The organism is Saltatorellus ferox (genome assembly GCA_007751475.1).
GTDB lineage: Bacteria > Planctomycetota > UBA1135 > UBA1135.
Genome location: CP036434.1, coordinates 6,142,157 through 6,165,832, shown reverse-complemented (window position 1 = coordinate 6,165,832; position 23,676 = coordinate 6,142,157). Strand labels below are relative to the sequence as shown.

Below are 23,676 nucleotides of genomic sequence, written 5' to 3'. Positions count from 1 at the left end.
CCAGAGAAGGTTCACCCGGAACTGGAAGGAACGAGCGCCGGTCCGAGACGCCTGGAACCCCGAAATCACGCATTCCAGCGAACGGTTCGGAGTGCAGTCGCGACCTGTCTCCCGTCCCCCGGATCCAATGTCCTCCTCCTCCATGCCACCCGACCCCGAAGAACTCCTCGCCGAGCGCCTCTGGCTCCGAAGCCTGAGCGCCCGCCTCGTCGGTGCCAGCGACGCCGACGATCTCGCGCAGGACGTCTGGCTCCAGACGCTGGAGGCAGAGGGGCGCGGCGGTCCGGTCATCGCGTCGAACCGCGGATGGCTCACCGGCGTGGCGCGGAAGATGGCGCTTCGGCGGCATCGGAGGGACGGCGCGCGATCCGCGCGGGAGAGGATCCACGCAGCGGACGCGCTCGACGGAGATCCGCCGCTGCACGCGCGCGCCGCCGATGAACTCGCGGAACGCGCCGAGCTGGAGCGCCACGTGGTGGCCGAACTGCTCGCGCTGCGCGAACCGATCCGAAGCACGCTCCTCTTCCGCTTCCAGGCGGGCCTGAGCGCCGCCGAGATCGCGCGCCGAACGGGGGTTCCCGACGGCACCGTCCGCCGCCGGATCAAGACGGGCCTAGACGAGCTGCGCGAGCGGATGAACGCGCGCTTCGGGGGCCAGCTTCTCTGGGGACCGGTGTTGCTCGGTTCCAGAGCTTCGCTCGCCAAGGCGCCTTCGGTTGCCGCTCTTTCTCTTACCAGTTTGGCCGCCTTGAAGAAACTCGCAATGGTTCTTGGTCTCTTGCTGCTCGGTTTCGCGTGGGTGAGCCGGATCCAGTGGTCGAAGGCGGAGACTTCGGCAACGCCAGAGTGGATCGCTCCGAGCAGCGCGCTAGCGCCGCCGATGCTTGAGGTCGCTGCTGCCGGGAGCGGAGAGCGTACTCCCGCGATGACACTGACGAACACGATGGAAGGTGCCGGCCGGCTGATCTATCGGTTCGTGGGTACCGAGGGCCAGCCGCTTGCGGTGACGCAGGCCTTGACCGAGATCGATGGACATAGGGTGGAGCTTGGCTCTGCTGTCGACGGGCTGCTCCTCGTCAACGACGAGATCGCAGCGCAACTCGCACGGGCGCACGAGGCGAGGGCGTCCCTCGTCGTTTGCAGATCGAACGCCTGGCCCTGTACGTTCGAAGCCTCCGTTCGCCCGGGTGAGCATACGCTCGCATGGCCAGCAGGCCGGACGGTGAGCGGTCGATTGCTGGAAGAGGGCCGCTCTCCGGGGGAACCGATCCGCATGAGGTTGGGACGCGACATCGGCTGGTCCGGAAGACCGACGGCCTTGGCTCTGGATACGAGGGCCGAGCCGCTCCCCATGGAAGTCGTGACGGCTTCGGATGGGTCCTTCACGATACTGGATCTTCCCGAGGACTGGCGCGGCTGGTTGAAGCTCGATCGCGGGTGGTGGTTCGACACGCTGTCGGAGACGTCCGGCATATTCACATCGAAAGCGGTGACGCTGTCGCATCTCCGTGTGGAGAGAATGCCGCGCATCGTTGGAAGACTGGTGTCGTCGGAGTCTGGTGAGCCCCTTCCCATGGCGCGAATTCGCGTCATGGAGCAGGATGGTTCCCTTGGCACCGGGTATCCATCCATCCTGACGGATAGCGAGGGACGCTTCGAGTGGATCGCGACTCCTGGCGTCTGGACCGAGCTTGTACTCGGCATCAACCCCGAGCTTGTGGCGCGCGAGCTCTCTCCGATCGATGCCTCGAGTGCTCATGTGACAGATCTCGGTGATCTAGAGCTCGCGTCGGCCATCCCTGCCGATCTCATGGTTCTCGATGCCAAAGGGGATCCAATGGAGGGGGCGAGCGTAGGTTACGAGTTCGACTGGGAGCCAAGTAGCGTCGTCACGAACTCCGCGGGCAGATGTACTGCGTGGGGGCCACCGAACGGTCGGTTGCGTCTACGCGTTTCCGCCGAGGGTCATGCGAGGCGCCACTTCGATCTTCCGCTTCCGGGCTCGAGGGAGACTCTCGAGCTGAAACTCGAACGATGTCAGGAAATCGACCTGCGAGTGGTCGATTCCGCCGGCGAGCCTGCCATCGGAGTGCGGGTCGACTACCTGGTCATGAACCCAGGCGCAGACCACGCCGAGCGTGACTCGCAGCTCTCGGACGAGGTAGGCCAGGTCGCGCTGGTCGGCTTTCCGATGGATGCCAGTATCACCTGCGGCTTCCTGGAGGCTGACGGAACCTGGGCAAGGGCCCCGATGACCGTCCTTCCAGGTCCTGATGGAGTCTTCCGGGGAGAACTCACGGTGATACCACAGGGGCGTGTCCCACTTCGAGGGCGCGTGTTGACGAAGGATGGCGAGCCGGTCGCTGGCGCCCTGGTCAGCATCATCGGCGGCGACCATATGGCTCCCAGAACAGATGCGGACGGCCGATTCGATGTACAGGTCGACGCGCGCTTGGAGCGCTTGATGATCGACGTCCGGGCGATGGGCTTTCCCGTCAAGACCGTTTTTCTCCCTCCGCCTTCGGACCCTGATTTTCGAGAGCTCGGCGGATTGGAGATCGTCATGGGAGAGATCCGGAAGTTGACCCTCGAGCTGATCTCCTCGACGGGCGAACCGGTGAAAGCCGACGGCGTGCGGCCGGAGCAGATCAACGACCGAGGCCAGTGGCGCGATAGCTCCAGAGTGCGCGCACGGGGGACCGGCAGATACGAGATCGCAGGGCTCTCCGGCGACGAGGTCCGACTCACCGTTTGGCGGGATCAGGTCCAACACGAGTGCTTCGTACCGCCCGGCGTGACCGCTTTCTCCATGGTCATCCGTGAGCCACAGGCCGTTCAGGTGGACCTGAGTGCCGTGAAGTCGACGCCGGGGCTCAGCTACCTCTCGCTGACCCGGATCCATCCCGAGAAGCCAGAGCTTTCGAGGCAGGCATGGAGCCAGAATCTGTCTCGATCTGATCTCGAAGCCGGCGCGCTGGTGGTTCACTCCGTACCGGGGACCTACCGCATTCATGTGGGGACCTTCGACGGGGAGGTGGCCTCTGCGCTGGTCGAGATTCGCCCGGGTGAGCCTGCGAGCGTGAGGCTCGTCAGGTGACGACTGTCTCAGCAGGAAAGTTCTTCCCGGCTGGACGTACCTACGGCGTCGCCCTTCGGGCTCTCCCGAACATGCATACGGGAATCGGTCTAGTGGCGGCCGTGCGCTTGTCGATCGAAAGGGGGTAGCGCTTCCACCGCACTCAGCCCCGCGACCATCGTGACTCACTCTTCAGCCTCCCTGCCGCTCACCGAGGAACTCGCCCGTCGGGCGGAGTCCGGCTCCCTTCAGCTTCCCGTCCTTCCTGCCGTCGCGGCCGAGGTGCTGAGCTGCATCGATGGGGAAGACTGCGACGCTCGCTCGCTCGCCGAGTTGATCCAGAAGGATCCCTCGCTGGCCGCGAACCTGCTCCGGGTCGCGAACTCGGCGCGGTTTGCGCCGAACGAGCCCATCGTCTCCCTGACGCAGGCCATCGGGCGGCTCGGGCTCGCGACCCTGCGGGAGATTGCGCTGACGGTCGCCGTCAAGGGCGCCGTGTTCAACGTCCCCGGGCACGAAGCGTACGTGGCGAAGCTCTGGCGCCGGGCCCATGCTTCGGGGCGGCTCGCCCAGGAAGTGGCGCGGACGCGACGCTCGAACGTCGAGGCCGCGTTCCTGTGCGGGCTCCTGCACGACATCGGCGCTCCCGTGATCCTGCAGGGACTCGTCGATCTCGCTCGCGTGAACCGCGCGACGCTCGACGCAGCGGCGATCGAGGATGCCGTCGAGGCCCTGCACTCGACCATCGGCGCGCGGCTCGTCCAGGACTGGAAGCTGCCCGACTGGGTTCACGAGGTGACGCTGAACCACCATGACCCGCAGTCGGCTTCCTCGCACCAGGACCTCGTTCACACCGTCGCCCTGAGTGATGCGCTGGCCCACTGGCTGCTGGAGGACGGCGGCGAAGGCGACGCGCCCGGGCTCGAGCACCTGCCGCCGCTCGATCTGTACCAGGACGACTTCGACCGCCTTTGCGAAAAGGGCGTGGAGATCACCCAGGAGGCGGCGGTTTGACCAGCATGCAGCACCACGATTGGATCGTCATCGGCGGCGGGCCCGCGGGCCAGAAAGCCGCACTCCAGGGCGCCCGCGAGGGACGCCGGGTTCTGCTCGTCGACCAGGGGCGCGCGCCCGGCGGCGAGTGCGTGAACCGCGGCACGATCCCGAGCAAGACACTCCGCGAGACCGCGCGGCACTTCGCCGAGGTGCGCCGTCGCTCCGCCGATACGCTGGCCGTGGAGGTGACGCCCGACGTCCAGCTCGCCGGCCTGATGACGCGCCTCGACGTGGTGCGCGAGGCCCACGCGCACACGCTGTCGGCCCAGATGGAGCGCGAGGGCGTCACGTTCCGGCAGGCGCGCGCGCGCTTCACGGGCGCGAAGACCCTGCTGCTCCAGCCGCCCTCCGGTGCGTCCGAGGATGTGAGCGCCGACGCCGTGTTCATCGCCACAGGATCGCGTCCGCGCAAGCCCGCCGATGTGCCGATCGACCACGAGAACGTCCTCGACAGCGATTCGATCCTGTCCCTCGTCTACCTGCCCCGTTCCCTCGTCGTGATGGGCGCGGGGGTCATCGCGATCGAGTTCGCGTCGATCTTCATCTCGCTCGGCGTGGAGGTCACGGTCATCGACCGCAACACTCTCCCCGTCGGCTTCATGGACGAGGACCTCTCGCGCGGCTTCGTCCGGGCGTTCGAAGCGCGCGGGGGCCGGTTCCTCGGGGGACGCCAGTACACGGACGTGGCCGCCGACGGCCTTGGATCCGTCCACGTGACGCTCGAAGACGGGGAGGTCGTGAAGGGCGAGAAGGTGCTCTGCGCCCTCGGTCGCCTGCCGAACCTCGACCGCCTCGACGTCGAGAAGGCCGGTCTCACGCGGACCGAGCGCGGCTACCTGGTGGCCGACGCCCACGGGCACACGAGCGTCCCGGGCATCTACGCGGCGGGTGACGTGATCGGCCCGCCGGCGCTGGCTTCGACCTCGATGGAGCAGGGGCGCCGCGCCGCCCGTCACGCCCTCGGGCAGCCGGTGCCCGACGAGGACTTCGGCATGGTCCCGTCGGGTGTCTACACGATCCCGGAGATGGGCAGCGTGGGCCTCACCGAGGCCCAGGCGCGCGAGACCCACGGCGAGGTGCTCGTGGGCCGGGCGTCGTTCGTCGAGCTGGCGCGCGGCATGATCCAGGGCGCAGAGGAAGGCTTCCTCAAGATCATCGCGGATCCAACGGGCACGAAGATCCTCGGCTGCCACGCCCTGGGCGAGGGCTCCGCGGAACTCGTGCATCTCGGCGAGATGGCGATGCTCGGCGGCCTGAAGCCCGAGGTCTTCGTCGATCGGACGTTCAACTTCCCGACGATGGCCGAAGCCTACCGGGTCGCGGTTCAGGATCTCCTGGCGAAGGCCCGCACAGCCAGGGGATCGGTTCCGCGCGTCGCAGCTTGAATGTTCCCGGGCTTTCGGCGTAGTAAGGGGGAGCCAGCCCCTACGGACGCCAGCCATGACACAGCATCTCCTCTTCGCGGGGACCCACGGACACGTCGTCGCCATTGACAAGCGAGACGGCCAAAAGGTCTGGGACACCTCCCTGCCGCGCACCGGTTATTCGGTGGTCTCCATCCTTCTCGAGGACGGACTTCTCTTCTGCGCCTCCGGCGGAAGGACCTTTGCCCTCGACCCAGAGGATGGCCGCATCATGTGGCAGAACGAGATGCCCGGGTTGGGCAAAGGCCTCGTATACCTGGCCACGGAGCGGTCCTGCCAGCAGGGCGGGATGATGACCCTCGCTGAGCAAGCGACCAGCGATGCTGCTGCCGCTGTGGCTGCCAGCTGACCGGCTACCTGAAAGGCGTGTGGCGAGCCCTCGCCAATCGCTGGTAGGCCCACTCGATAGCGACGCTGAGGGCAACCAGAGAGCTGAACCAAGGCATCACGTTCAGCCTGCCCTGAGCATGTTGCCCTCGAGTCCTTTGCGCAGGAACTCCACCGGACTGCCCGTGCCCATGGACGCGGCGCCGAGGAGGCCAGCGGAGCCCTTGTCCTTGTGTTCGGTGGACGTCATGAGGGAAGAGTGTGGGTGCGAGTGCCTCGTCAGATCGGGCAGGCGACTTTCGAAACGGGTAGCTCAGAGGTCGTCGGAGCGTCGGCGGTTCCGGGGCGGTTTCCGCTGAGCACTTACGCATCGTGACCACGCGCCCTAAGGTGGTCCTCACGATTGATCACCACCCTCGGCAGGAGACGCTCCCATGTGCCCGCAAGACCACGCTCACCCCAAGCTTCACAACGCCGCCTGGCCCGGACTCGTCGGCAAGGAGCCGGGGACCGATCACCCTCCGATCGGCCTCGACGAGATGATCGACTTCACGGCTGCCGCCCGCGTCGACGGCGTCGGCTTCGACGGGATCGATCTCTTTCTCTGCGCGCCCCACGTCGACATCGATTCGACCAAGGACGATCTGAAGGCCCTCGCCGAGAAGATCGGCTCGCGGGACCTCGTCATCGGCTCGCTCGTGGCGCCGGTCTGGGAGCCGACGGGCGGCGGGTCGGCCATGGGCAGCGACTCGGAGCGCGCCGCATTCCTGACCCAGGTGAAGAAGGCCTGCCGGATCGCGCGCGACCTGCGTGAGATCGGGATCCGCCCGTATGGAATCGTGCGGATCGATTCGGCGTGCAGCGTGAGCGGCTGGCAGGAGGACCCGGAAGGGAACCAGCGCAAGATCGCGGAGACCTTCCGCCAGGCGGCGGATATCGCCGAGGACCATGGCGAGAGGCTGGCGGCCGAGGGCGAGATCTGCTGGGGCGGGATGCACAGCTGGAAGCGCATTGTCGAGCTCCTGGAGCTCGTCGATCGCCCGAAGACGGTGGGCTTCCAGGCCGACATGGCCCACACGCTGCTCTACACGATGGGCTACAACGCGCCGGAGGACAGGCTCCTCCCCGAGGGCTACGACTGGAACGACCGCGCCGCGCTCGACGAGGCGTACGCCACGATGACGGCGGCGCTGCGCCCCTGGACCATGGACTTCCACGTCGCCCAGAACGACGCGACGGTGTTCGGCTCGGGCTCCCACGACAAGACCGGCCGCCACTGCCTGCCGAAGGATCCGAACGGCAAGCTCGACATCGCGCACTTCGCGGGGTCGTGGCTCAACGCTCCGGCCGGGGAGACCGGGCATACGATCGAGCACCTCTGCTGGGACGGCTGCATGTTCCCGAACGACGTGATGGAGAACCCCGGGACGTGGAACGACATCCTGGCGGCGATGCTCGATGTCCGCGCGGCGCACGGCCGTGCGTGACCTTCACGCGGCACGCCTGAGCCTCCCCTCCCCGAAGCCCACACTTCTCACGAACAGATGACGCAACCCACACCAAAAAAGCCCCTCCGCATCGGTCTCATCGGCGCTGGCTTCATGGGCCGCGCCCACGCCAACGCCTATCGCCGCGCGCCCAACTTCTTCGACCTGCCCTACGAGCCGGTGCTGAAGGCGATCTGCGCCCGCAGCGAGGGGACGGCCGCGGCTTTCGCTCGTCAGTGGGGCTTCGAGTCGGCGGAGACGGACTGGCGCCGGATGATCGAGCGCGACGACATCGATGTGATCGATATCTGCACGCCGAACGACAGCCACCGCGACATCGCGATCGCGGCGGCCGAGGCGGGCAAGATGGTGCTCTGCGAGAAGCCGCTGGCGCGGACGGCGGCCGAGGGCGCCGAGATGGTGGCGGCCGTCGAGAAGGCCGGCGTGGCGAACATGGTCTGGTACAACTACCGCCGCGTGCCCGCGGTGACGCTGGCGAAGCAGCTCATCGACAGCGGCAGGCTCGGCCGGATCTACCACTACCGCGCGCAGTTCCTCCAGGACTGGACGATCTCCAGCGAGCTGCCCCAGGGCGGCGCCGGGCTCTGGCGCCTCGACGCGGCGGCGGCAGGCAGCGGCGTCACTGGAGACCTCCTGGCGCACTGCATCGACACGGCGCTGTGGCTGAACGGCAGCGTCAAGAAGGTCACGGCGATGACCGAGACCTTCGTGAAGGAGCGGATGCACCAGATCACCGGGAAGGTCGAGCCGGTGAAGATCGACGACGCCTGCGCGTTCCTGGCGCGCTTCGAGAACGGCTCCCTCGGCACCTTCGAGTCGACGCGCTACGCGCGCGGCCACAAGGCGCTCTATACCTTCGAGATCAACGGCGAGAAGGCCTCGATTAAGTGGGACCTGCATGACCTGCACAGGCTCGGCTACTTCGACCACGGCGATGATTCGCTGACCCGCGGCTGGCGCTCGGTTCACGTGACGGATCACGACATGCCGTACATGGACAAGTGGTGGGTGCCGGGACTCCAGATCGGGTACGAGCACTCGTTCGTGCACCAGTTCGCGGACTTCCTCATCGGGCTGGGCAGCGGAGAGAGCGCTGCGCCCACGTTCCGCGATGCCCAGGAGACCCAGGAGGTCTGCGAGGCCGTCCTCGCATCCGGCGCCGACGGCCAGTGGCACGACGTCGAGGGTCTTTGAGCTCTTCGATGGAGTACCGCACGCTCGGGAAGACCGGCCTTTCGATCTCGACGCTCGCCTTCGGTGGCGCGCCGCTCGGGGACATCTTCGGGGAGCTGGATGAGTCGGCTGCGCTCGATGCCGTTCATGCGGCCCTCGATGGCGGCATCAACTACTTCGACACGGCTCCGCTCTACGGTTTCGGGCTCGCGGAAGAGCGCATCGGGCGCGCGCTGAAGGGGCGACGTGACGATGTCGTCCTCGCCACGAAGTGCTGCCGCGACGGGTTCGAGGAGTTCGACTTCTCGGGCGCCCGCGTGATCTCTAGCGTCGAGGAGTCCCTGAAGCGCCTCGGCACCGACCGGATCGACGTCCTGCAGATCCACGACGTCGAGTTCGGGACGCGACGCCAGGTGCTGGAAGAGGCGCTGCCCGCGGCCCGGAAGCTGAAGGAAACCGGGAAGGTCCGGTTCGTCGGCATCACGGGCTTGCCGGTGCGCTATCTGCGGTCGCTCGCCGAGGTCGCCGAGATCGACACGCTGCTGTCGTGGGGGCACTGCAACCTCCTGGAGGACGAGCTGGAGGAGGAGCTCGTTCCGCTGGCCGCCGAGCGCGGCTTCGGGCTGATCAATGCCTCGCCCGTGCTGCAGGGGATCCTCACGGAGCGTGAGCCGCCCGCGTGGCACCGCAGCCCGAAGCCCGTCCTGGAGATGGCGCCGAGGGTGGCCGCGCTCTGCCGCGGGGCGGGGTTCGACGTCGCCGCCGTGGCCGTCGCCTACGCCGTCCGTCGCCCCGCGATCGCGACGACGATCGTCGGCATGCGCAGCCGCGCCGAGGTCGAGGCCAACGTGGCCGCCATGACCCTCGATATTCCGGAGGAACTCTTCGAACGAATCGAGCAACTCGTCGCGCCGGTGAAGAACATGATGTGGTTCGAGGGGCGTCCCGAGAACAACCTCCCGCCGACCGATCCGGATCGATACGTGCCCCGGACTCCCTCCACGACTCACTCCTGAGATCCCGATGACCGAAACCGTGACCGCGCTCCGCCTTCTGGGCGATGAGCTGATCGTGCCCGCCCAGGGCGCGGGCGAGCTGACCCGGAACCTTGCCATCGAGCAAATCGATCTCGCCGAGCCAGGGCCCGGCCAGGTGCTCGTGGAGCCACTGTTCGCCGGCGTCTGCGGCTCGGACAACAGCGCTTCGCTCGGCAAGGCGAACTTCTCCTGGGTGCAGCGACCGCGAACCTTGGGGCACGAGTTCAGCGCGCGGATCGTCGCCTTCGGCCCGGGCGCCGAGGGCTACGCGGGACTGAAGGTGGGCGACCACATCTGCGCCCTCGCGATGCGCGGCTGCCGGGATCCGCGCTGCCGCGGCTGCAAGCGCGGGCGCTGGAACTACTGCCGTCGCAAGCAGATCTTCGGCTTCCACCGCGACGGCGGCCTGTCCACGCGCACCATCATCGAGGTCGACCGGTGCCTGCCCCTGCGCGCGGGGATCACGCCGCTCCAGGGCGCGCTGATCGAGCCGCTCTCGGTCGTGGCCCAGGGCGTCCTGCGCAAGTGCGAGATCCAGCCGGGCATGGACGTCGTCGTGAGCGGCTGCGGGATCATGGGGCTGATGGCGGCCGAGCTGGCGCGGGCCGCCGGCGCGCGCGTGGCGGTGACCGGCGTCGAGCGCGATCGCGAGGTGCGCCTGAAGCTCGCCGAGGAGCGCGGGTTCCTGCCGATCGCCGTCAGCGAAGACGCGCCGCTGCACGAGCAGCTGGCGAAGGGCATCGACTTCCTCGACGGGACGCGCTTCGGCGACGACTTCGACGATGGGCTTTGCGACGTCTTGATCGAGTGTTCGGGCGCGCCACCGTCGCTCGCGAACGCCGGGCTCAGCGTTCAGCCCGAGGGAACGATCTGCGTGATCGCGACCTACCCGTGCGAGGTGTCGTTCGGCGCGACGGCGTTCACGCGCTCGGGGCAGTCCATGCGGGGCGTGATGGGCTCGAGCCGCGAGGACTTCGACAACGCGCAGATCCTGCTGCAGCGCGGCACGTTCCCGGTCGAGGCCTACACCCAGGTGTATCCGTTCGCTTCGGCGATGGAAGCGATGTCCGACTCGATCCAGGCGCGCACGCCGAAGGCCGTGATGTCGATCAACCCATGAGCTCCGTTCTCGTCACGGGCGGCACCGGCTGCATCGGCGCGGTCGCGGTCAGGGATCTTCTGCGCGGCGACGTCGAGCGGGTGGTCATCGTCACGCGCTCGTCGGACCCTGGCCGACTGCGGCTCTGGATGGACGAGCAGGGCAGCGGCGAGCAGGGCCGCGGCGAGCTGGACCCGCGCATCGAATTCGTGGCCGCGGACGTGGGGGATTCGGCGGCGGTCGAGGCGCTCGTTCAGGCCCAGCAGCCGACGCACGTGGTCCACCTCGGTGCGCTTCAGAGCCCCGACTGCGCCCGTGATCCCCAGCTCGGCATGCACATCAACGTCGGCGGGACGCAGGCGCTCCTGGAGGCGTGTGAGCGGCTCGCGAAGCCGCTGGAGCGGTTCGTCTTCGCCAGCTCGGCGGCGGTCTACGGCCCGCGCGCGCTCTACCCGGGACCGGTCGTGCGGGAGAGCGATCCGCTCGTTCCTCCGAACCTCTACGGAGTGTGGAAGCTCGCGGGTGAGCAGCTCGCTCGCCTCTTCCACGAACGGACCGGCGTGCCGACGGTCTGCCTGCGACTGAACTCGACCTATGGGCCGGGGCGCGACCAGGGAATGACGTCGGCTCCGACGACCGCCATGAAGGCGATCGCGAACGGTTCGGTGAACGGCGAGCGCGTGGCGTTCCGCATGCCATACCAGGGCCGCGAGAACTACCACTACGTGGAAGACGTGGGCGCGCACTTCGCGAGGACGGCGCTCGATCCGTTCTCGGGTTTCGAAGCGTTCAACGTTCGCGGTGAGACGATGGAGGTGTCCGATTTCCTCAGGGAGGTCGAGCGCGTGGCCGCAGGCATGGGCCTCGGGGACTTCGTCGACCTCGGGATCGCCGATGACGCGAGCGCCAACCTGTTCGTCAGCGACCTCGACGATACGGCCATCAGGGAGCGCTTTCCGGGCGTGCCGAAGACGGCGCTGGAGGACGGGATCGAGCGATCGCTTCGGCGGTTCGCGGAACTGGCTCGGGGCGACTCTTAGGGCACGAGGTCCGCGACGATGGGGCGATGGTCCGAGGCCATCGGTTCCCGGACGACCTGGACCTCCGCGGTGCTCCAGAGGTTCGACGGCGCCACGAGAAAGTGATCGATCGACCTGGCCGGTTCGTCGGAGGGGAACGTGTAGCCGAACGGGCCGATCCGGCGGAAGCGCGCGTGCCAGGGGAGTTCGGCCCGCTCGAAGGCGAGTACGGTTCGGCTCTTCGGCGCGTCGTTGAGGTCGCCGCCGAAGACGGTGGGGATCGTGGGATCCATGGCGGCGATGGCGTCGCTCAGGTGCGTCGCCTGGGCGAAGCGTTCGGTGTCGTCCTCCAGCCAGTCGAGGTGAGCGTTCACCACGCGGACGGGCTGCCGGCCCTTGCGTACCACCACGGCGAGCGCGGAACGGGGTTCGCGCTGGCCCGGCGGAAGCGTGATGACCTCCGACGAGTCGATCGGAAGGCGCGAGAGGATGGCGAGGCCGTAGCGGCCGCCGCCGAAGTCCATGAAGGGCGCGAACGCAGGATCCATGCCGAGCCGTTCGCCGAGGGCGCTGGCCTGGTCGACTCCGCCGCTGCGATCGCAGCGCTCGTCGACTTCCTGGAGAAGGATGACGTCGGCGCGCAGCGCCTCGAGCACGGCGGCGGTGCGCTCGAGGTCGAGTTCGCCGTCCATCCCGACGCCGTGCCTGATGTTGTAGGACACGACCCGCAGGGAAGTGGGGTCGTCGCCCGCGCCGAGGCGCAGGGCGGAGCAGCTGGCGGTGATCAGAAGTAGCAGGGGGAGAAAGCGGAGTGCCATCCTCCCACCCTACTGGATGTCAGTCTTTCGCGCGCTTGCGCACCGGGATCTGGATCTCGCAGAACTGCTGGTTCCGCGGGACCATCGGCCCGTTGTAGCCCATGAGGCGCGCGTTCCCTGCGCGCTCCCATTCGCCATCGTTGCGCTCGAGCCAGGCGTTCAGGGCCTCCATGGCGCCTGATTCCTGGAAGCTTCGCAAGGTGCCGCGGATGCCGATCGAGACGACTTTCATCGGTTCGATGTCGGTGACCTCGACGCGGCCCGCGTCACCGGCTTCGCCGATTTCGGGATCGCCGTAGAGGAACGCCATGTCGAGCATTTCGTCCTGGCTGTCGCCCATCGTCATCTCCACCGGTGCCGTCATCGCGATGTCGTTGCTGGTGATGTGCCGGAAGAGCTTGAAGAACGCGCCGTTCTGGGCGTTGCCCTGCATGTCCGTGACGACCTTGCGATAGCCGGGGTAGGTCTGGACGCGGATCTCACCGGCCGGGACAGGCCATGGGAAGCCCTTGGGCAGAGGGGCTTCCATCGTCGGCTGGAACGCCAGGTCACGCTTCGCCGCATCGGTCACGAGGTCGATCAGCAGGGCGGCTGCCTTCGGGTTCGCGTTCACGGACTCCATGGCGTTCCTCGAGGCCTCGAGCAATCGGCGAGAGGTCTCGGAGTCCTTGCCGAGGGCCACGGTGGCCGCGATGGCGCGGCGGGCGAGGGCGCGGACCTGGTCCTCGTCGCTCAGGCCCTCGGGCAGAGGGCTTTGAAGTGCCTTGAGGGCCACGGAGCGGCGCTCGGCTTCGGCCTTGGCTTCAGCGGGCAGGGTGGGGGCCTCACCGTCGCGGGCCACGGCGGCGGGAGCCCCCGACGGAGACACCGCTGGAGACACCGCTGGAGAGGTCGGCGGGGCGGGAGTGAGGGAGAAGGCTGCGGAGAGGATGGTGCTGAGAATCATGGCTGGCGGAGGGACATGGGGCGGGTGGCCTGACCCCCTGCCTTCGCAGGTCCGCGCGCGGCGGATGCAGCTCGGATCCTTACTCCGCCGATACGCGCTCCTCCGCGCCGTCCACCGTGACGCTCCAGCGGGTCGGCAGGAACAGCAGGCCGTGCTGCATGTGGTTCGCGTCCATCACCTCGAAGGACACGGCGTGCTCGCGGTGGTCGATCGGCGTCGGCGCCGTCTTGTTGTGGTCGTACACGAACACGGTGAGATAATACGCGCCCTGCAGCAGCGGCAGGCTCTCGAACGCCATCTCCACGTAGCCCTTCGTGCCGGCCTTCACCTCGTCCAGCTCGATCGGCGAGCGGCGCCAGAGGTGGTTGCTGCCGTTCACGTAGGTGCCGTCCGAGCGATACACGCCCAGCCCGAACACCGGCTGCTTGCACGTCTCCTTGGCCTCGAAGTGGATGCGCGCGCGGAACGGTGATCCGGGCTGGAAGACGTTCGTCGCGCTGTCATCCGGCCCGAAAAGTTCGACCTGGCCGGTACGGATCTCACCCGAACCCCAGCGGGGGTACTCGTCGGTGGTCCGGTTGATCGCGGACATCCGCTCGTTTCCGCGGACGTGGGCGCGCTTCAGGTACTCGTCGGCGACATCCTCGGCCGTTCCCTGCTCCAGAACGCGGCCCTCGTGCATCAGCACCACGTGCTTGCACATGGACTTCACCGAGCCCATGTCGTGGCTCACGAACAGGGTCGTCTTGCCCTGCTCCTGGAACTCGTTGAGGCGATTGATGCACTTGCCCTTGAAGTGCTCGTCGCCGACCGAGAGCGCCTCGTCGATGATCAGGATGTCCGGGTCCACCGTCGTCGCAACGGAGAAGCCGAGGCGCACGTGCATGCCGGAGCTATAGGTCTTGACCGGGCGATCGATGAACTCACCGAGCTCCGAGAACTCCACGATTTTATGGAAGCGCTCCTCGGTCTCCTCCTCGGTCATGCCGAGGATCGAGCAGTTGAGGCGGATGTTCTCCCGTCCCGAGAACTCGGGGTGGAAGCCCGCGCCGAGCTCCAGAAGCGACGCGATGCGCCCGTTGGTCTTGACCTCGCCCACGGTCGGGCGCGTGATGCCGGTGAGCAGCTTGAGCAGCGTGCTCTTGCCCGCGCCGTTCTCGCCGATGATCCCGACGGTCGCGCCCTGGGGGATATCGAGGTAGACGTCGCGCACGGCCCAGAACTCCTTGCCGCGCGGTCCGCCCGGAAGGATGAGATCCCAGAGCCGATGGACCGGCTTCTCGTACATGCGGTACGCCTTGCCCGCGCCTCGCGCGATGATCGCGGAGCCGCCAGCCGCGCTCGCGGTCGATGCCTCACGGCTCTTCTTCTCGTACATGGTTCAGAATGATGGATCAGAGGAGGTCGGGGAACCGCTCGCGCTGGGACGAGAAGAACGTGGCTCCGAGGAACAGGGACACGAGCGCCACGCCGGCGAAGAGCGCGAGCTGCTGGAGGTCCGGCGCGATGTTCTTGACCATCACGCCGCGGTACATGTCGAGCAGCCAGTGCATCGGGTTGTAGGTCAGCATCCAGCCGAATCCCTCGGTGACCATGCGGTCGGCCGGATAGAAGATCGGCGTGAGGAACATCCAGACCGTGACGACGACGCCGATGATGTGGATCGTGTCCCGCCAGAAAAGGTTGAAGGTCGCGAGGAAGTACGCGATGCCCGCCGTGAAGATTCCCTGGAGGACGAGGAGCACCGGCAGCCACACGAGCGCCGCTCCCACCTGGATGCCGAGGTTGCCGGAGGCCTGGGCCGCGGCGACGGTGGCGGGATCCGTGGGCGGATTCATCATCCCGTAGACGAGCGCGAGCCCGACGACCGGCAGCGCGATGATGAGGTTGATCAGCGCCGAGATCGTGATGTAGACCGGCAGGATCTCCGAGGGGAACACGACCTTCTGGATGAGGTTCGCGTTGTCGACGAGCGTGTTCGTCGCGCGGCTCAGGGTCTCGGAGAACGCGGTCCAGGCCACGATCCCCACCAGCATCAGGAGCACCACTTCCTGGGAGGACTTGTCCGGCGACCAGGTCATCTGCAGCACGATCTGGAAGACGAACAGGTACACGAACAGGTTCATGATCGGGTACACCACCGACCAGAAGAACCCCATGCTCGACCCCACGTACCGCGCCTTGAGGTCACGGACGACGAAGTCGCGCAGGAGATGCCGATTGTGCGCGAGGCCTTTGAGGATCTGGATCAAGAGGAGACGGTGGGGGACTGATTTCGCCGAAGGGTATCCGGAGTTCAGGTCCGGGGCGCTCCCTCATTCGTCACCTTTGGCGTCTCCTGTCTCGACTCTCTCGCGTTCAGTCGTCCAGGTCCGGTTTTGGGAACGCCGCGTGGGCCTTGAGCGTCATCCGCGCCCGCCTGGCCACGTCGGGCTCCGCGAAGATCGGCTCCATCGCGCTCTGGGGGAGATGAAGCCGCTGGGCCAGCGCGTCGGCCAGGAGCTCCGGCGGAACGTCTTCGGGGAGTTCCAGCGGCGACTCCGAGCGCGAGTCGAGCGCCTCGCGCAGCGAGTGGGTGAGCGCGGTGACCGAGCCCGGCGCGATCTCGGTCTCCTCCAGCGGACGGACCTTCACCTGGCGATACAGTCGATCCGAGGGCACTTCCTCGACGTCGAAGCGTCCGATGCCGAAGAGCCAGATGAAGTAGCGCCCGTCCGGCGTCTTCTCGTGGCGAGCGATCTCGCCGACGCCAGCCACGTGCAGGACCCTCGGCGGAATCCCCTCCAGCTCGTCGGTCGGGGGGCTCTGCCCCTCCAGGACCGTGCCCATGGCCAGTCGCCCCTGACCATCGAGAACGTCGTCGATCATCTGCCGATAGCGCGGCTCGAAGACGTGCAGGGGCAGGATTTGCCGCGGCAGGAGAAAGACTCCCTGCAGCGGAAACATCGGGATCGTTTGCGCGGGTCGCGGATCCTCTTCGGGCGGCCAGACGTCAGGAATCTCATCCATGGGTGTTCTCCGAAGGTAGGACGTGCCCCGGCGCGGGGTAAGGCCTCAGTCCGTTATATCGGTCAAGTGACGTCGTCCACGAGTCGCGCGAAGAGGCGCGCCTCGCGATCCCGGCCGTGCCTCAACATCGCAGCGCCGAGATTTCGGACCTGCCGCACCAGCATGTCGCGGTCGGTCGCGGGCATCAGCCAGACCGTCGAGTCAGGGGCTCCCATGGCCGCCAGTCTGGCGCGACAGGTCTCCAGAGACACGAGCGCTCCGCCGTGGAACGGGTCGAGGATGACGCGGTCCTGGAGCGGCCCGAGTGCCAGGAGCACTTGGCCGGGGAACGGAAGGAGCCAGGCTTCCACGCCGTTCCTGCGCGCCACGGACGCGTAGATCGCGCTGAGGGTGAGCGGCAGCCCTTCCCGGTTCGTGATGGTCCGGGTGAGCGAAACGTGCTGGAGGTTATGGAAATCCTGCTCCGGGCCGCGGAGCCCCTCCCGTTCGGCCAGGATCCGGCGCAGGGCCCCGGCCACCGCGAGCGTGGGGCCCTCGCGCCATGCCTCCGCCAAACCAAGCTCCTCTGCGCGCTCGACGATCCACCTCTCTGCCTCCGAGCTGGCTGCGCCCGAGCCAGCGGCGTGCGCGCCCGCGTCCCCACCCGTACATTCAGACGGCCCCGAGCGCCTGAACCCCAGGATGTCGTCGATCGCGAGCAGGCCCTCGATGAGCGGCCCGGGTTCGGGAGGAGCCTCCTCGGAAGAATACCCCCCGTCGTCCACGAGGATCCGTCGAAGGGCCCGCTGGCCGCGGTCCCGCGCCATCGCCGCCAGGACGCGTCTGGCCCTTGCTCTGACCCTGGGCTCATCCCCTGCCGCGGCCCACTCCAGCGCGGCCTCGGCTGCGGGTCCGATCTCTGTAAGCGCCTTTACCGCAGCCTTTTGGGTCGATCGGGATTCATCAGCCAGCAACGAGATCAACGCGCCGATGGAGGAAGAGGGGTCGTCCATCTGTGGTGAGTGGTCCATCGGTACGCGGAGAATTCGTCGGGGGCCTCCTCTCCAGAGGCAGTGATGGGAGGTATTCCCCGCGGTATCCCGCCGGGACAGCCCTCTCTCTTTCGAAGTTGCAATTGGCTCGGGGTGGCTTGCCCCTCCCGGATTGCCGCGCGGGACAGGGCTCACTACTCTATTTGCCCTCAAAGTCCCTCCGGAGGTCTCCGGCCGGGCCACCTGCCCCACCGTAACCCATGGCACCCACCGACACATCCCACCTCCGCCCCCGCGTCGCCGTCGTCGCGGCGAAGCGGACGCCGATCGGCAAGTACCTCGGGTCCTTCGCGGACCTGACGGCCGCCGACCTCGGTGTCATCGCCGTCGAGGCTGCGCTCCAGACCGCAGGTGTTGCGCCGGAGCTGGTCGGTGAGGTGTACCTCGGGAATGGCCGCCAGGCCGGCGGCGGACCCAACGTCGCGCGGCAGATTTCGGTTCGCAGCGGGATCCCCGTCGAAACCTGCGCGACCACGATCAACATGGCGTGCGGGTCCGGCCTGAAGTCCATCGTCCTCGCTGCCGACGCGATCCGCCGCGGCGAGATCGACGTCGCGGTCGCCGGTGGCACCGAATCCATGAGCGGTCTCCCGTTCTTCCTGCCCCAGATGCGTCGCGGTTATCGCCTCGGCCACGCGCCCGTCGTGGACTCGATGTACAAGGACGGCTTCGACTGTCCCCTCGCGAACATGGTGATGGGGGAGACCGCGGAGAAGCTCGCCCAGGAGTTCGGCATCACCCGCGACATGCAGGATGCCTTCGCGATCGCGAGCCAGCGCAAGGCCGGTGCCGCGATCGAAGCGGGCCGCTTCGCGGACGAACTCGTCGCCGTGACGGTCAAGACGCGCAAGGGCGATCTCGTCGTCGACGCCGACGAGCACGTCCGACCGGACGCGACGCTCGAGCAGATGGCGAAGCTGCCCGCCGTTTTCGGCAAGCGCTACGACGGCCACGGAACGGTAACGCCGGGCAACGCCAGCGGGATCACCGATGGGGCCTGTGCGCTCGTGCTCGCGTCCGAGGCCGCTTGTGAGAAGCACGGCTGGACGCCGCTCGCATGGGTCGGCGAAGCGCGCCAGGCCGGCGTCGATCCGACGGTCATGGGGCTCGGCCCCGTGCCCGCCGCCGCGAAGCTGGAGGCCGTCACCGGGCGTGCCGCCCGGGACTACGACCTCGTCGAACTCAACGAGGCCTTCGCCGCCCAGGTTCTCGCCTGTGATCGCGACCTCAAGCTCGACCACGAGCGCCTCAACGTCAACGGGGGCGCCATCGCCCTCGGCCACCCGATCGGCGCCACGGGCGCGCGCATCGCCACGACGATGCTGCACGAACTTCATCGCAGGGGCGGCCAGCACGCGCTGGCCACCCTGTGTATCTCCGGCGGTATGGGGCTCGCGGTCGCCTTCGACCGGACGGGCCTCTGATCGTTCCAGATGGGCTGCGCCCCCGCAGCCCCCGCCACTCCCGCTCACTCTCCTGTTTTACCCTCTCTACTCGCTTCCCCATCCTTCCATGAACATCAAGAAAGTCGGCGTCGTTGGCTGTGGCCTCATGGGCCACGGAATCGTTCAGGTCGCGGCCCAGGGCGGCTGCGAAGTCATCGCGCTCGAGTCCGATCAGGCCTTCCTCGACAAGGGTCTTTCCCGCGTCGACAAGAGCCTGGCGAAGCTCGCGTCGAAGAACGTCGAGAAGGGCAAGATGGACCAGGCCGCGGCGGATGCCTGGGTCAAGGAGACGCGCGCGCGCATCACCGGCACCATCCAGCGCGCCGACGTCGCTGACTGCGATCTCGTCATCGAGGCGATCGTCGAGAACCTCGACGTCAAGAAGGAGCTCTTCAAGGACCTCGGTGGCATCTGCAAGCCCGAGACCGTCTTCGCGTCGAACACCTCGTCGTTCCCGATCGGCGAAATGGCGGAAGCCTCCGGGCGTCCCTCCCGCTTCGTCGGCCTGCACTTCTTCAACCCGGTTCAGCTGATGCGCCTCGTCGAGGTCGTTCGCACCGACGACACCGACGGCGCCGTCTTCGAAGCCGCGCTGGAGTTCGGCAAGGCCTGCGGCAAGCACCCGGTCTCCTGCAAGGACACCCCGGGCTTCGTCGTCAACCGTCTGCTCGTGCCGTACATGGTCCAGGCGATCGACATGCTCGACCGCGGCGACGCTTCCAAGGAAGACATCGACGCCGCCATGCAGTTCGGCTGCGGCTATCCGATGGGTCCGCTCACGCTGACGGACTACGTGGGTCTCGACACGACGCTTTCCATTCTTCAGGGCTGGACCGAGCGCTACCCCGACGAGCCCGCGTTCAAGATCCCCGCGTCCCTCGAGCGCCTCGTCGCCGAAGGGAAGTTCGGTCGCAAGACCGGTGAGGGGTACTACAAGTGGGACGGAGATAAGAAAGCATGATCCAGGCCATCCTCATTCCAGCGCTCGTCGCGTCGATCACCTTCGGCGGCGGCGCGGCGCAGAAGCGCGCCGGTGACTACCAGGCGAGCTTCACCGCGCCAGAACTCTTCATCCAGAACGAGCCGTACCGCGTGACGGTCGACTTTCTCGCGGTGGGCGAGAAACCGTGCCAGATGCCCGTCTGGCTGATGACACCCGCCGCCTGGCTGGTGAACAACAAGCCGCTCACGCGCCGCGAGGCCGAGGGCAACGTCGAGCTCCAGCCGGGGCAGAAGCTGTCGGTGTCGCTGGACCTCTCGGGTTTTTTGACCGAGCGGTTCGAAGGCGATCCCATCGACTTCCGTCTCTCTTTTGCCGAGACGGGCGTCGATCCCAAGGACGTGATCTACCTCGGACTGCCCGAGCGCGGCATCAACTTCGAGGAGCTTCCCAAGGAGCAGCTCGGCAACTACCAGGTCGTCCTTCAGACGACCGGCGGTCCGATCTGGCTCGAGATGTGGCCCGACGTGGCGCCGAATCACGTGAGGAACTTCCTCGATCTCGCGTCGAAGGGGTTCTACGACGGCTCCGGATTCCACCGCGTCATCCCGACGTTCATGGTCCAGGGCGGCAAGGCCGCCAGCGGTGAAGTCGCTCCTCGCAAGCTGGATGCAGAGTTCAACAGCCGCAAGCATGAAGCGGGCGTCCTCTCGGCCGCGCGCCTCCCGAACGACATCAACTCGGCCACTTCCGAGTTCTTCATCGTCCACAGGAAGTCGTCGGGCCTCGACGGCAAGTACAGCGCTTTCGGCCAGGTCATCATCGGCATGGACGCCGTCGAAAGCATCGTGAAGGGAGTCGAAGGCAACTACTCCCTCATCAACCGTCTCGCGGCGAATCAGGTGCGCATGGACTCGCAGAACGCGCTCTTCCAGCAGGAAATGAACCGTCCGAATCCGCCCCAGATGATCACCCAGGCTCTGGTGGTCAAGGCCTCCAAGTCGCGCCCGAGCAGCAAGTAGCACGTCCCCGCGCGTCCACCCACGAAACCATGACTGAATCACAGAACGGCGTCCGCGTACGCCTCGAAACCTCCGCTGGAAACATGACGCTCGAGCTTCTGCCGAGCATCGCCCCCAAGCACGTCGAGAACTTCGTCAAGCTGAGCCAGGACGGCTTCTACGACGGGACGAAGTTTCATCGCGTCGTGACGGGCTTCATGATCCAGGGCGGCGACCCGAACACCAAGACGGGCAACGAGCGGTCCTGGGGGACGGGCGGTCCGGGCTGGACCGTGGACGCCGAGTTCAACGACATGCACCACGAGCGCGGCGTCGTGTCGATGGCGCGCTCGTCCGATCCGAACTCGGCGGGCAGCCAGTTCTTCCTGATGCACGGCGAGGCCGAGTTCCTCGACGGTAAGTACACCGCGTTCGGTCGCATCGTCGATGGTTTCGACGTGCTGGACACGATCGCCAATGCCGACACGATGCAGAGCCCGGGCGGGGAGAACTCCAAGCCGCTCGAGCCCGTCACGGTTCACAAGGCGATCGTCGAGGAAGCCTGATTTCTCCCATGAGCCCAGATTCTCCCATGAGCTACGAGAACCTCCTGTACGCCGTCGAAGGCGGCGTCGCGCGCATCACGGTGAACCGACCGGACAAGATGAACGCGCTGAACTTTTCGACGATCACCGAGCTCGGGAGCGCGTTCGACGCGGCCAAGGCCGATGAAAGCGTTCGGGCCGTGATCCTCACGGGTTCCGGCGAGAAGGCCTTCGTGGCCGGTGCGGATATCACCGAGCTGCTCGCGCAGGCTGGCAACGCCAAGGGCGCGGCGGACCTCGCCGCGTTCGGCCAAGGCGTGTTTCGCAAGCTCGAGCATCTCGGCAAGCCCTCCATCGCGATGGTCAACGGCTTCGCGCTCGGCGGCGGGTGCGAGCTGGCGCTCAGCTGCACGCTGCGCACCGCCTCGACGAACGCGAAGCTCGGCCTCCCCGAGACGAGCCTCGGGATCATTCCGGGCTACGGCGGCAGCCAGCGCCTCGCGCGGATCGCAGGTCCGGGCGTCGCGCGCGAGTGGATCCTGACGGGTGACATGTTCCCGGCCGAAGAAGCCCACCGGGTGGGCGTCATCAACCGCCTGTTCGCTCCCGAGGACCTCGAGGAAGGCACCCAGAAGATGCTGAAGAGCATCCTCGCCAAGGGGCCGCTCGCCGTGAAGTTCGGCATGGAACTCGTCCTGCGTGGATGGGACATGGATCAGACCTCCGGTGAGGCGCTCGAGACCGAGTACTTCGGCAAGGCCGCCGAGACCGAGGACATGCGCGAGGGCATGAGCGCCTTCGTCGAGAAGCGGCGCGCGGCCTTCCAGGGCAAGTAGCCCTCCGGCGCGTTTCCCACCCAGCTTGCTCGGGACCCCGAGCGACCCCGGACCGAGCCGCGCGATGAGCGCGGCTCGGTCCCAAAGAACACCTACCCACTCGTTTCGACTCCGGAACACCAGCAATCATGAGCGCAGACGTCGTCATCGTCGGCGGGGCACGGACCCCGATGGCCGAATACTCAGGCACCCCCGGCTACGGAAAGCTCAAGGGGATCAGCGCGATCGACCTTTGCGCTCACTCGTCGAAGGCCGCCATCGAGCGCGCCAGGATCGACCCCGCGTCCATCGATCACACCGTGATCGGCAACGCGCTCCAGACCTCCAATGACGCGATCTACGGTGCGCGCCACGTGGCGCTGAAGTCGGGCGTCCCGCAGTCGGTCCCGGCGCTGACCGTGAACCGCCTCTGCGGCTCGGGCATCCAGTCGATCATCAGCGCGTCGCAGCTGATCCAGCTCGGTGAGGCCACGACGGTGCTCGCAGGCGGCATGGAGAACATGAGCCAGGCTCCCTATGTGCTGCACGGAGCGCGTGAGGGCTTCCGTCTCGGCGTTCAGCCGCCGCTGGAGGATCTGCTGTTCTCCAGCCTCTACGACCCGTACGGCGACACCTACATGGCGCAGACGGCCGAGAAGATCGCCGCGCGCCTCGGGATCACCCGCGAGCAGCAGGACGAGTACGCGCTCCGCAGCCACAAGCTCGGCGCCGAGGCCGTTCAGTCCGGCCGCTTCGCCGAGGAGATCGCGCCGATCGTGATCCCCGGTCGCCGCGGCGACGTGACCGTGGACACCGACGACCACATCAAGCCCGAGACGACGATCGAGGGCCTCGCGAAGCTCCGCGCGGCGTTCGGCAAGGACGGCACCGTCACCGCCGGCAACGCCAGCGGCATCGTCGACGGCGCGGCGTCCGTGATCTGCACCACGTCCGATCGCGCGAAGGCCGATGGCCTCGACGTGATGGGCATCGTGCGCGCCTACGCCACCGTCGGCGTCGATCCGAAAGAGATGGGCATCGGCCCGGTCCCCGCGATCCGCATGCTGCTGGAGAAGGCTGGCCTCAAGACCGACGACATCGATTACTACGAGATCAACGAGGCCTTCTCGGCCCAGTACCTCGGCTGCGAGAAGGAACTCGGCCTCGATCGCGATCGCTGCAACGTCAACGGCGGCGCCGTCAGCCTCGGGCACCCGCTCGGCGCCACCGGCACGCGCCTCGTCCTCACGCTGATGTACCAGATGCGCCGCGCCGGCAAGAAGTACGGCGTCGCGTCCGCGTGCATCGGCGGCGGGCAGGGCATCGCCATGCTGATCGAGAACCCGAACGCCTGATCGAATCCGACTCTTTCCGAATGGATCTGGTCCCGACTCGATCCGACCTGAT

Annotated in this window: 22 protein-coding genes; 15 read left to right on the top strand and 7 right to left on the bottom strand. The window is 67.3% G+C overall.

Annotated elements, in window-relative coordinates; genetic code table 11:
* The first annotated feature begins 142 nt into the window (after nucleotides 1-142).
* From Poly30_RS22250 to Poly30_RS22235, 4 genes are all read left to right on the top strand, one after another.
* Nucleotides 143-3,097, top strand: coding sequence for a sigma-70 family RNA polymerase sigma factor (locus tag Poly30_RS22250; RefSeq protein WP_419190507.1), 2,955 nt, complete (start codon nucleotides 143-145; stop codon nucleotides 3,095-3,097).
* Between the two features lie 159 nt (nucleotides 3,098-3,256).
* Nucleotides 3,257-4,090, top strand: a complete 834-nt coding sequence (locus Poly30_RS22245; RefSeq protein ID WP_419190506.1) for an HDOD domain-containing protein — start codon at nucleotides 3,257-3,259, stop codon at nucleotides 4,088-4,090.
* Between the two features lie 5 nt (nucleotides 4,091-4,095).
* Nucleotides 4,096-5,517, top strand: coding sequence for a Si-specific NAD(P)(+) transhydrogenase (gene sthA / locus Poly30_RS22240; RefSeq protein WP_145202602.1), 1,422 nt, complete (start codon nucleotides 4,096-4,098; stop codon nucleotides 5,515-5,517).
* A gap of 55 nt (nucleotides 5,518-5,572) precedes the next feature.
* Nucleotides 5,573-5,905 carry an outer membrane protein assembly factor BamB family protein gene (locus Poly30_RS22235; protein ID WP_145202599.1) on the top strand — a complete coding sequence of 111 codons (333 nt, stop codon included), beginning with the start codon at nucleotides 5,573-5,575 and terminating at the stop codon, nucleotides 5,903-5,905.
* 102 nt (nucleotides 5,906-6,007) lie between these two features.
* On the opposite strand, the gene Poly30_RS28820 is transcribed toward Poly30_RS22235, so the two are convergent.
* Nucleotides 6,008-6,133: a hypothetical protein gene (locus tag Poly30_RS28820; RefSeq protein WP_419190505.1), complete on the bottom strand. Its 126-nt coding sequence runs from the start codon at nucleotides 6,131-6,133 to the stop codon at nucleotides 6,008-6,010.
* Nucleotides 6,134-6,317: 184 nt separating this feature from the next.
* Here Poly30_RS28820 and Poly30_RS22230 point away from each other — a divergent pair, with 184 nt between their 5' ends.
* From Poly30_RS22230 to Poly30_RS22210, 5 genes are read left to right on the top strand one after another with little or no spacing between them, the layout of a single operon-like run.
* Nucleotides 6,318-7,370, top strand: a complete 1,053-nt coding sequence (locus Poly30_RS22230) for a TIM barrel protein (protein ID WP_145202596.1) — start codon at nucleotides 6,318-6,320, stop codon at nucleotides 7,368-7,370.
* A 57-nt stretch (nucleotides 7,371-7,427) separates the two neighbouring features.
* Nucleotides 7,428-8,585: a Gfo/Idh/MocA family protein gene (locus tag Poly30_RS22225; protein ID WP_145202593.1), complete on the top strand. Its 1,158-nt coding sequence runs from the start codon at nucleotides 7,428-7,430 to the stop codon at nucleotides 8,583-8,585.
* Nucleotides 8,586-8,593: 8 nt separating this feature from the next.
* Complete coding sequence (locus Poly30_RS22220; RefSeq protein WP_145202590.1) at nucleotides 8,594-9,580, top strand: aldo/keto reductase; 987 nt, start codon at nucleotides 8,594-8,596, stop codon at nucleotides 9,578-9,580.
* A 7-nt stretch (nucleotides 9,581-9,587) separates the two neighbouring features.
* Nucleotides 9,588-10,721: a zinc-dependent alcohol dehydrogenase gene (locus Poly30_RS22215; RefSeq protein WP_145202586.1), complete on the top strand. Its 1,134-nt coding sequence runs from the start codon at nucleotides 9,588-9,590 to the stop codon at nucleotides 10,719-10,721.
* Nucleotides 10,718-11,740, top strand: coding sequence for an NAD-dependent epimerase/dehydratase family protein (locus tag Poly30_RS22210; RefSeq protein ID WP_145202583.1), 1,023 nt, complete (start codon nucleotides 10,718-10,720; stop codon nucleotides 11,738-11,740). Before Poly30_RS22215 ends, Poly30_RS22210 begins: the two co-directional genes overlap by 4 nt.
* Here the strand turns inward: Poly30_RS22210 and Poly30_RS22205 are convergent.
* The 6 genes from Poly30_RS22205 to Poly30_RS22180 form a co-directional block, all read right to left on the bottom strand.
* Nucleotides 11,737-12,537, bottom strand: coding sequence for an endonuclease/exonuclease/phosphatase family protein (locus Poly30_RS22205; protein WP_145202580.1), 801 nt, complete (start codon nucleotides 12,535-12,537; stop codon nucleotides 11,737-11,739). The genes Poly30_RS22210 and Poly30_RS22205 overlap by 4 nt on opposite strands.
* A gap of 19 nt (nucleotides 12,538-12,556) precedes the next feature.
* On the bottom strand, nucleotides 12,557-13,483 hold the full coding sequence (locus Poly30_RS22200) for a heme-binding protein (protein ID WP_145202578.1): 927 nt from the start codon (nucleotides 13,481-13,483) through the stop codon (nucleotides 12,557-12,559).
* Between the two features lie 79 nt (nucleotides 13,484-13,562).
* Nucleotides 13,563-14,861: an ABC transporter ATP-binding protein gene (locus Poly30_RS22195; protein WP_145202575.1), complete on the bottom strand. Its 1,299-nt coding sequence runs from the start codon at nucleotides 14,859-14,861 to the stop codon at nucleotides 13,563-13,565.
* Nucleotides 14,862-14,877: 16 nt separating this feature from the next.
* Nucleotides 14,878-15,735: an ABC transporter permease gene (locus Poly30_RS22190; RefSeq protein WP_145202572.1), complete on the bottom strand. Its 858-nt coding sequence runs from the start codon at nucleotides 15,733-15,735 to the stop codon at nucleotides 14,878-14,880.
* Between the two features lie 106 nt (nucleotides 15,736-15,841).
* Complete coding sequence (locus Poly30_RS22185; protein ID WP_145202569.1) at nucleotides 15,842-16,492, bottom strand: LON peptidase substrate-binding domain-containing protein; 651 nt, start codon at nucleotides 16,490-16,492, stop codon at nucleotides 15,842-15,844.
* Between the two features lie 62 nt (nucleotides 16,493-16,554).
* A complete protein-coding gene (locus Poly30_RS22180) occupies nucleotides 16,555-17,484 on the bottom strand; it encodes a transglutaminase family protein (RefSeq protein WP_419190504.1) in 930 nt (309 codons plus the stop codon).
* Between the two features lie 239 nt (nucleotides 17,485-17,723).
* Between Poly30_RS22180 and Poly30_RS22175 the strand changes: the two genes are divergently transcribed.
* The 6 genes from Poly30_RS22175 to Poly30_RS22150 all read left to right on the top strand — a co-directional run bounded on the left by Poly30_RS22175 (nucleotide 17,724) and on the right by Poly30_RS22150 (nucleotide 23,624).
* Complete coding sequence (locus Poly30_RS22175; RefSeq protein WP_145202563.1) at nucleotides 17,724-18,947, top strand: thiolase family protein; 1,224 nt, start codon at nucleotides 17,724-17,726, stop codon at nucleotides 18,945-18,947.
* A gap of 88 nt (nucleotides 18,948-19,035) precedes the next feature.
* A complete protein-coding gene (locus Poly30_RS22170) occupies nucleotides 19,036-19,929 on the top strand; it encodes a 3-hydroxyacyl-CoA dehydrogenase family protein (RefSeq protein WP_145202560.1) in 894 nt (297 codons plus the stop codon).
* Nucleotides 19,926-20,930 (top strand): peptidylprolyl isomerase, encoded by a 1,005-nt coding sequence (locus tag Poly30_RS22165; protein ID WP_419190503.1) that lies wholly within the window; start codon nucleotides 19,926-19,928, stop codon nucleotides 20,928-20,930. The genes Poly30_RS22170 and Poly30_RS22165 overlap by 4 nt, the downstream gene beginning before the upstream one ends.
* Nucleotides 20,931-20,959: 29 nt before the next feature.
* Nucleotides 20,960-21,475: a peptidylprolyl isomerase gene (locus Poly30_RS22160; RefSeq protein WP_145202557.1), complete on the top strand. Its 516-nt coding sequence runs from the start codon at nucleotides 20,960-20,962 to the stop codon at nucleotides 21,473-21,475.
* Nucleotides 21,476-21,483: 8 nt separating this feature from the next.
* A complete protein-coding gene (locus Poly30_RS22155; protein WP_419190502.1) occupies nucleotides 21,484-22,290 on the top strand; it encodes an enoyl-CoA hydratase-related protein in 807 nt (268 codons plus the stop codon).
* A 128-nt stretch (nucleotides 22,291-22,418) separates the two neighbouring features.
* On the top strand, nucleotides 22,419-23,624 hold the full coding sequence (locus Poly30_RS22150; protein WP_145202555.1) for an acetyl-CoA C-acetyltransferase: 1,206 nt from the start codon (nucleotides 22,419-22,421) through the stop codon (nucleotides 23,622-23,624).
* The last annotated feature ends 52 nt before the right edge of the window (nucleotides 23,625-23,676 follow it).

What these genes read in the sequence shown, in the direction of transcription:
- Poly30_RS22250 (WP_419190507.1), top strand. Translation starts at nt 143, where the DNA reads ATGCCACCCGACCCCGAAGAACTCCTCGCCGAGCGCCTCTGGCTCCGA.
- sthA (WP_145202602.1), top strand. Translation starts at nt 4,096, where the DNA reads ATGCAGCACCACGATTGGATCGTCATCGGCGGCGGGCCCGCGGGCCAG.
- Poly30_RS22235 (WP_145202599.1), top strand. Translation starts at nt 5,573, where the DNA reads ATGACACAGCATCTCCTCTTCGCGGGGACCCACGGACACGTCGTCGCC.
- Poly30_RS28820 (WP_419190505.1), bottom strand. Translation starts at nt 6,133, where the DNA reads ATGACGTCCACCGAACACAAGGACAAGGGCTCCGCTGGCCTCCTCGGC.
- Poly30_RS22230 (WP_145202596.1), top strand. Translation starts at nt 6,318, where the DNA reads ATGTGCCCGCAAGACCACGCTCACCCCAAGCTTCACAACGCCGCCTGG.
- Poly30_RS22225 (WP_145202593.1), top strand. Translation starts at nt 7,428, where the DNA reads ATGACGCAACCCACACCAAAAAAGCCCCTCCGCATCGGTCTCATCGGC.
- Poly30_RS22220 (WP_145202590.1), top strand. Translation starts at nt 8,594, where the DNA reads ATGGAGTACCGCACGCTCGGGAAGACCGGCCTTTCGATCTCGACGCTC.
- Poly30_RS22215 (WP_145202586.1), top strand. Translation starts at nt 9,588, where the DNA reads ATGACCGAAACCGTGACCGCGCTCCGCCTTCTGGGCGATGAGCTGATC.
- Poly30_RS22210 (WP_145202583.1), top strand. Translation starts at nt 10,718, where the DNA reads ATGAGCTCCGTTCTCGTCACGGGCGGCACCGGCTGCATCGGCGCGGTC.
- Poly30_RS22205 (WP_145202580.1), bottom strand. Translation starts at nt 12,537, where the DNA reads ATGGCACTCCGCTTTCTCCCCCTGCTACTTCTGATCACCGCCAGCTGC.
- Poly30_RS22200 (WP_145202578.1), bottom strand. Translation starts at nt 13,483, where the DNA reads ATGATTCTCAGCACCATCCTCTCCGCAGCCTTCTCCCTCACTCCCGCC.
- Poly30_RS22195 (WP_145202575.1), bottom strand. Translation starts at nt 14,861, where the DNA reads ATGTACGAGAAGAAGAGCCGTGAGGCATCGACCGCGAGCGCGGCTGGC.
- Poly30_RS22185 (WP_145202569.1), bottom strand. Translation starts at nt 16,492, where the DNA reads ATGGATGAGATTCCTGACGTCTGGCCGCCCGAAGAGGATCCGCGACCC.
- Poly30_RS22180 (WP_419190504.1), bottom strand. Translation starts at nt 17,484, where the DNA reads ATGGACGACCCCTCTTCCTCCATCGGCGCGTTGATCTCGTTGCTGGCT.
- Poly30_RS22175 (WP_145202563.1), top strand. Translation starts at nt 17,724, where the DNA reads ATGGCACCCACCGACACATCCCACCTCCGCCCCCGCGTCGCCGTCGTC.
- Poly30_RS22170 (WP_145202560.1), top strand. Translation starts at nt 19,036, where the DNA reads ATGAACATCAAGAAAGTCGGCGTCGTTGGCTGTGGCCTCATGGGCCAC.
- Poly30_RS22165 (WP_419190503.1), top strand. Translation starts at nt 19,926, where the DNA reads ATGATCCAGGCCATCCTCATTCCAGCGCTCGTCGCGTCGATCACCTTC.
- Poly30_RS22160 (WP_145202557.1), top strand. Translation starts at nt 20,960, where the DNA reads ATGACTGAATCACAGAACGGCGTCCGCGTACGCCTCGAAACCTCCGCT.
- Poly30_RS22155 (WP_419190502.1), top strand. Translation starts at nt 21,484, where the DNA reads ATGAGCCCAGATTCTCCCATGAGCTACGAGAACCTCCTGTACGCCGTC.
- Poly30_RS22150 (WP_145202555.1), top strand. Translation starts at nt 22,419, where the DNA reads ATGAGCGCAGACGTCGTCATCGTCGGCGGGGCACGGACCCCGATGGCC.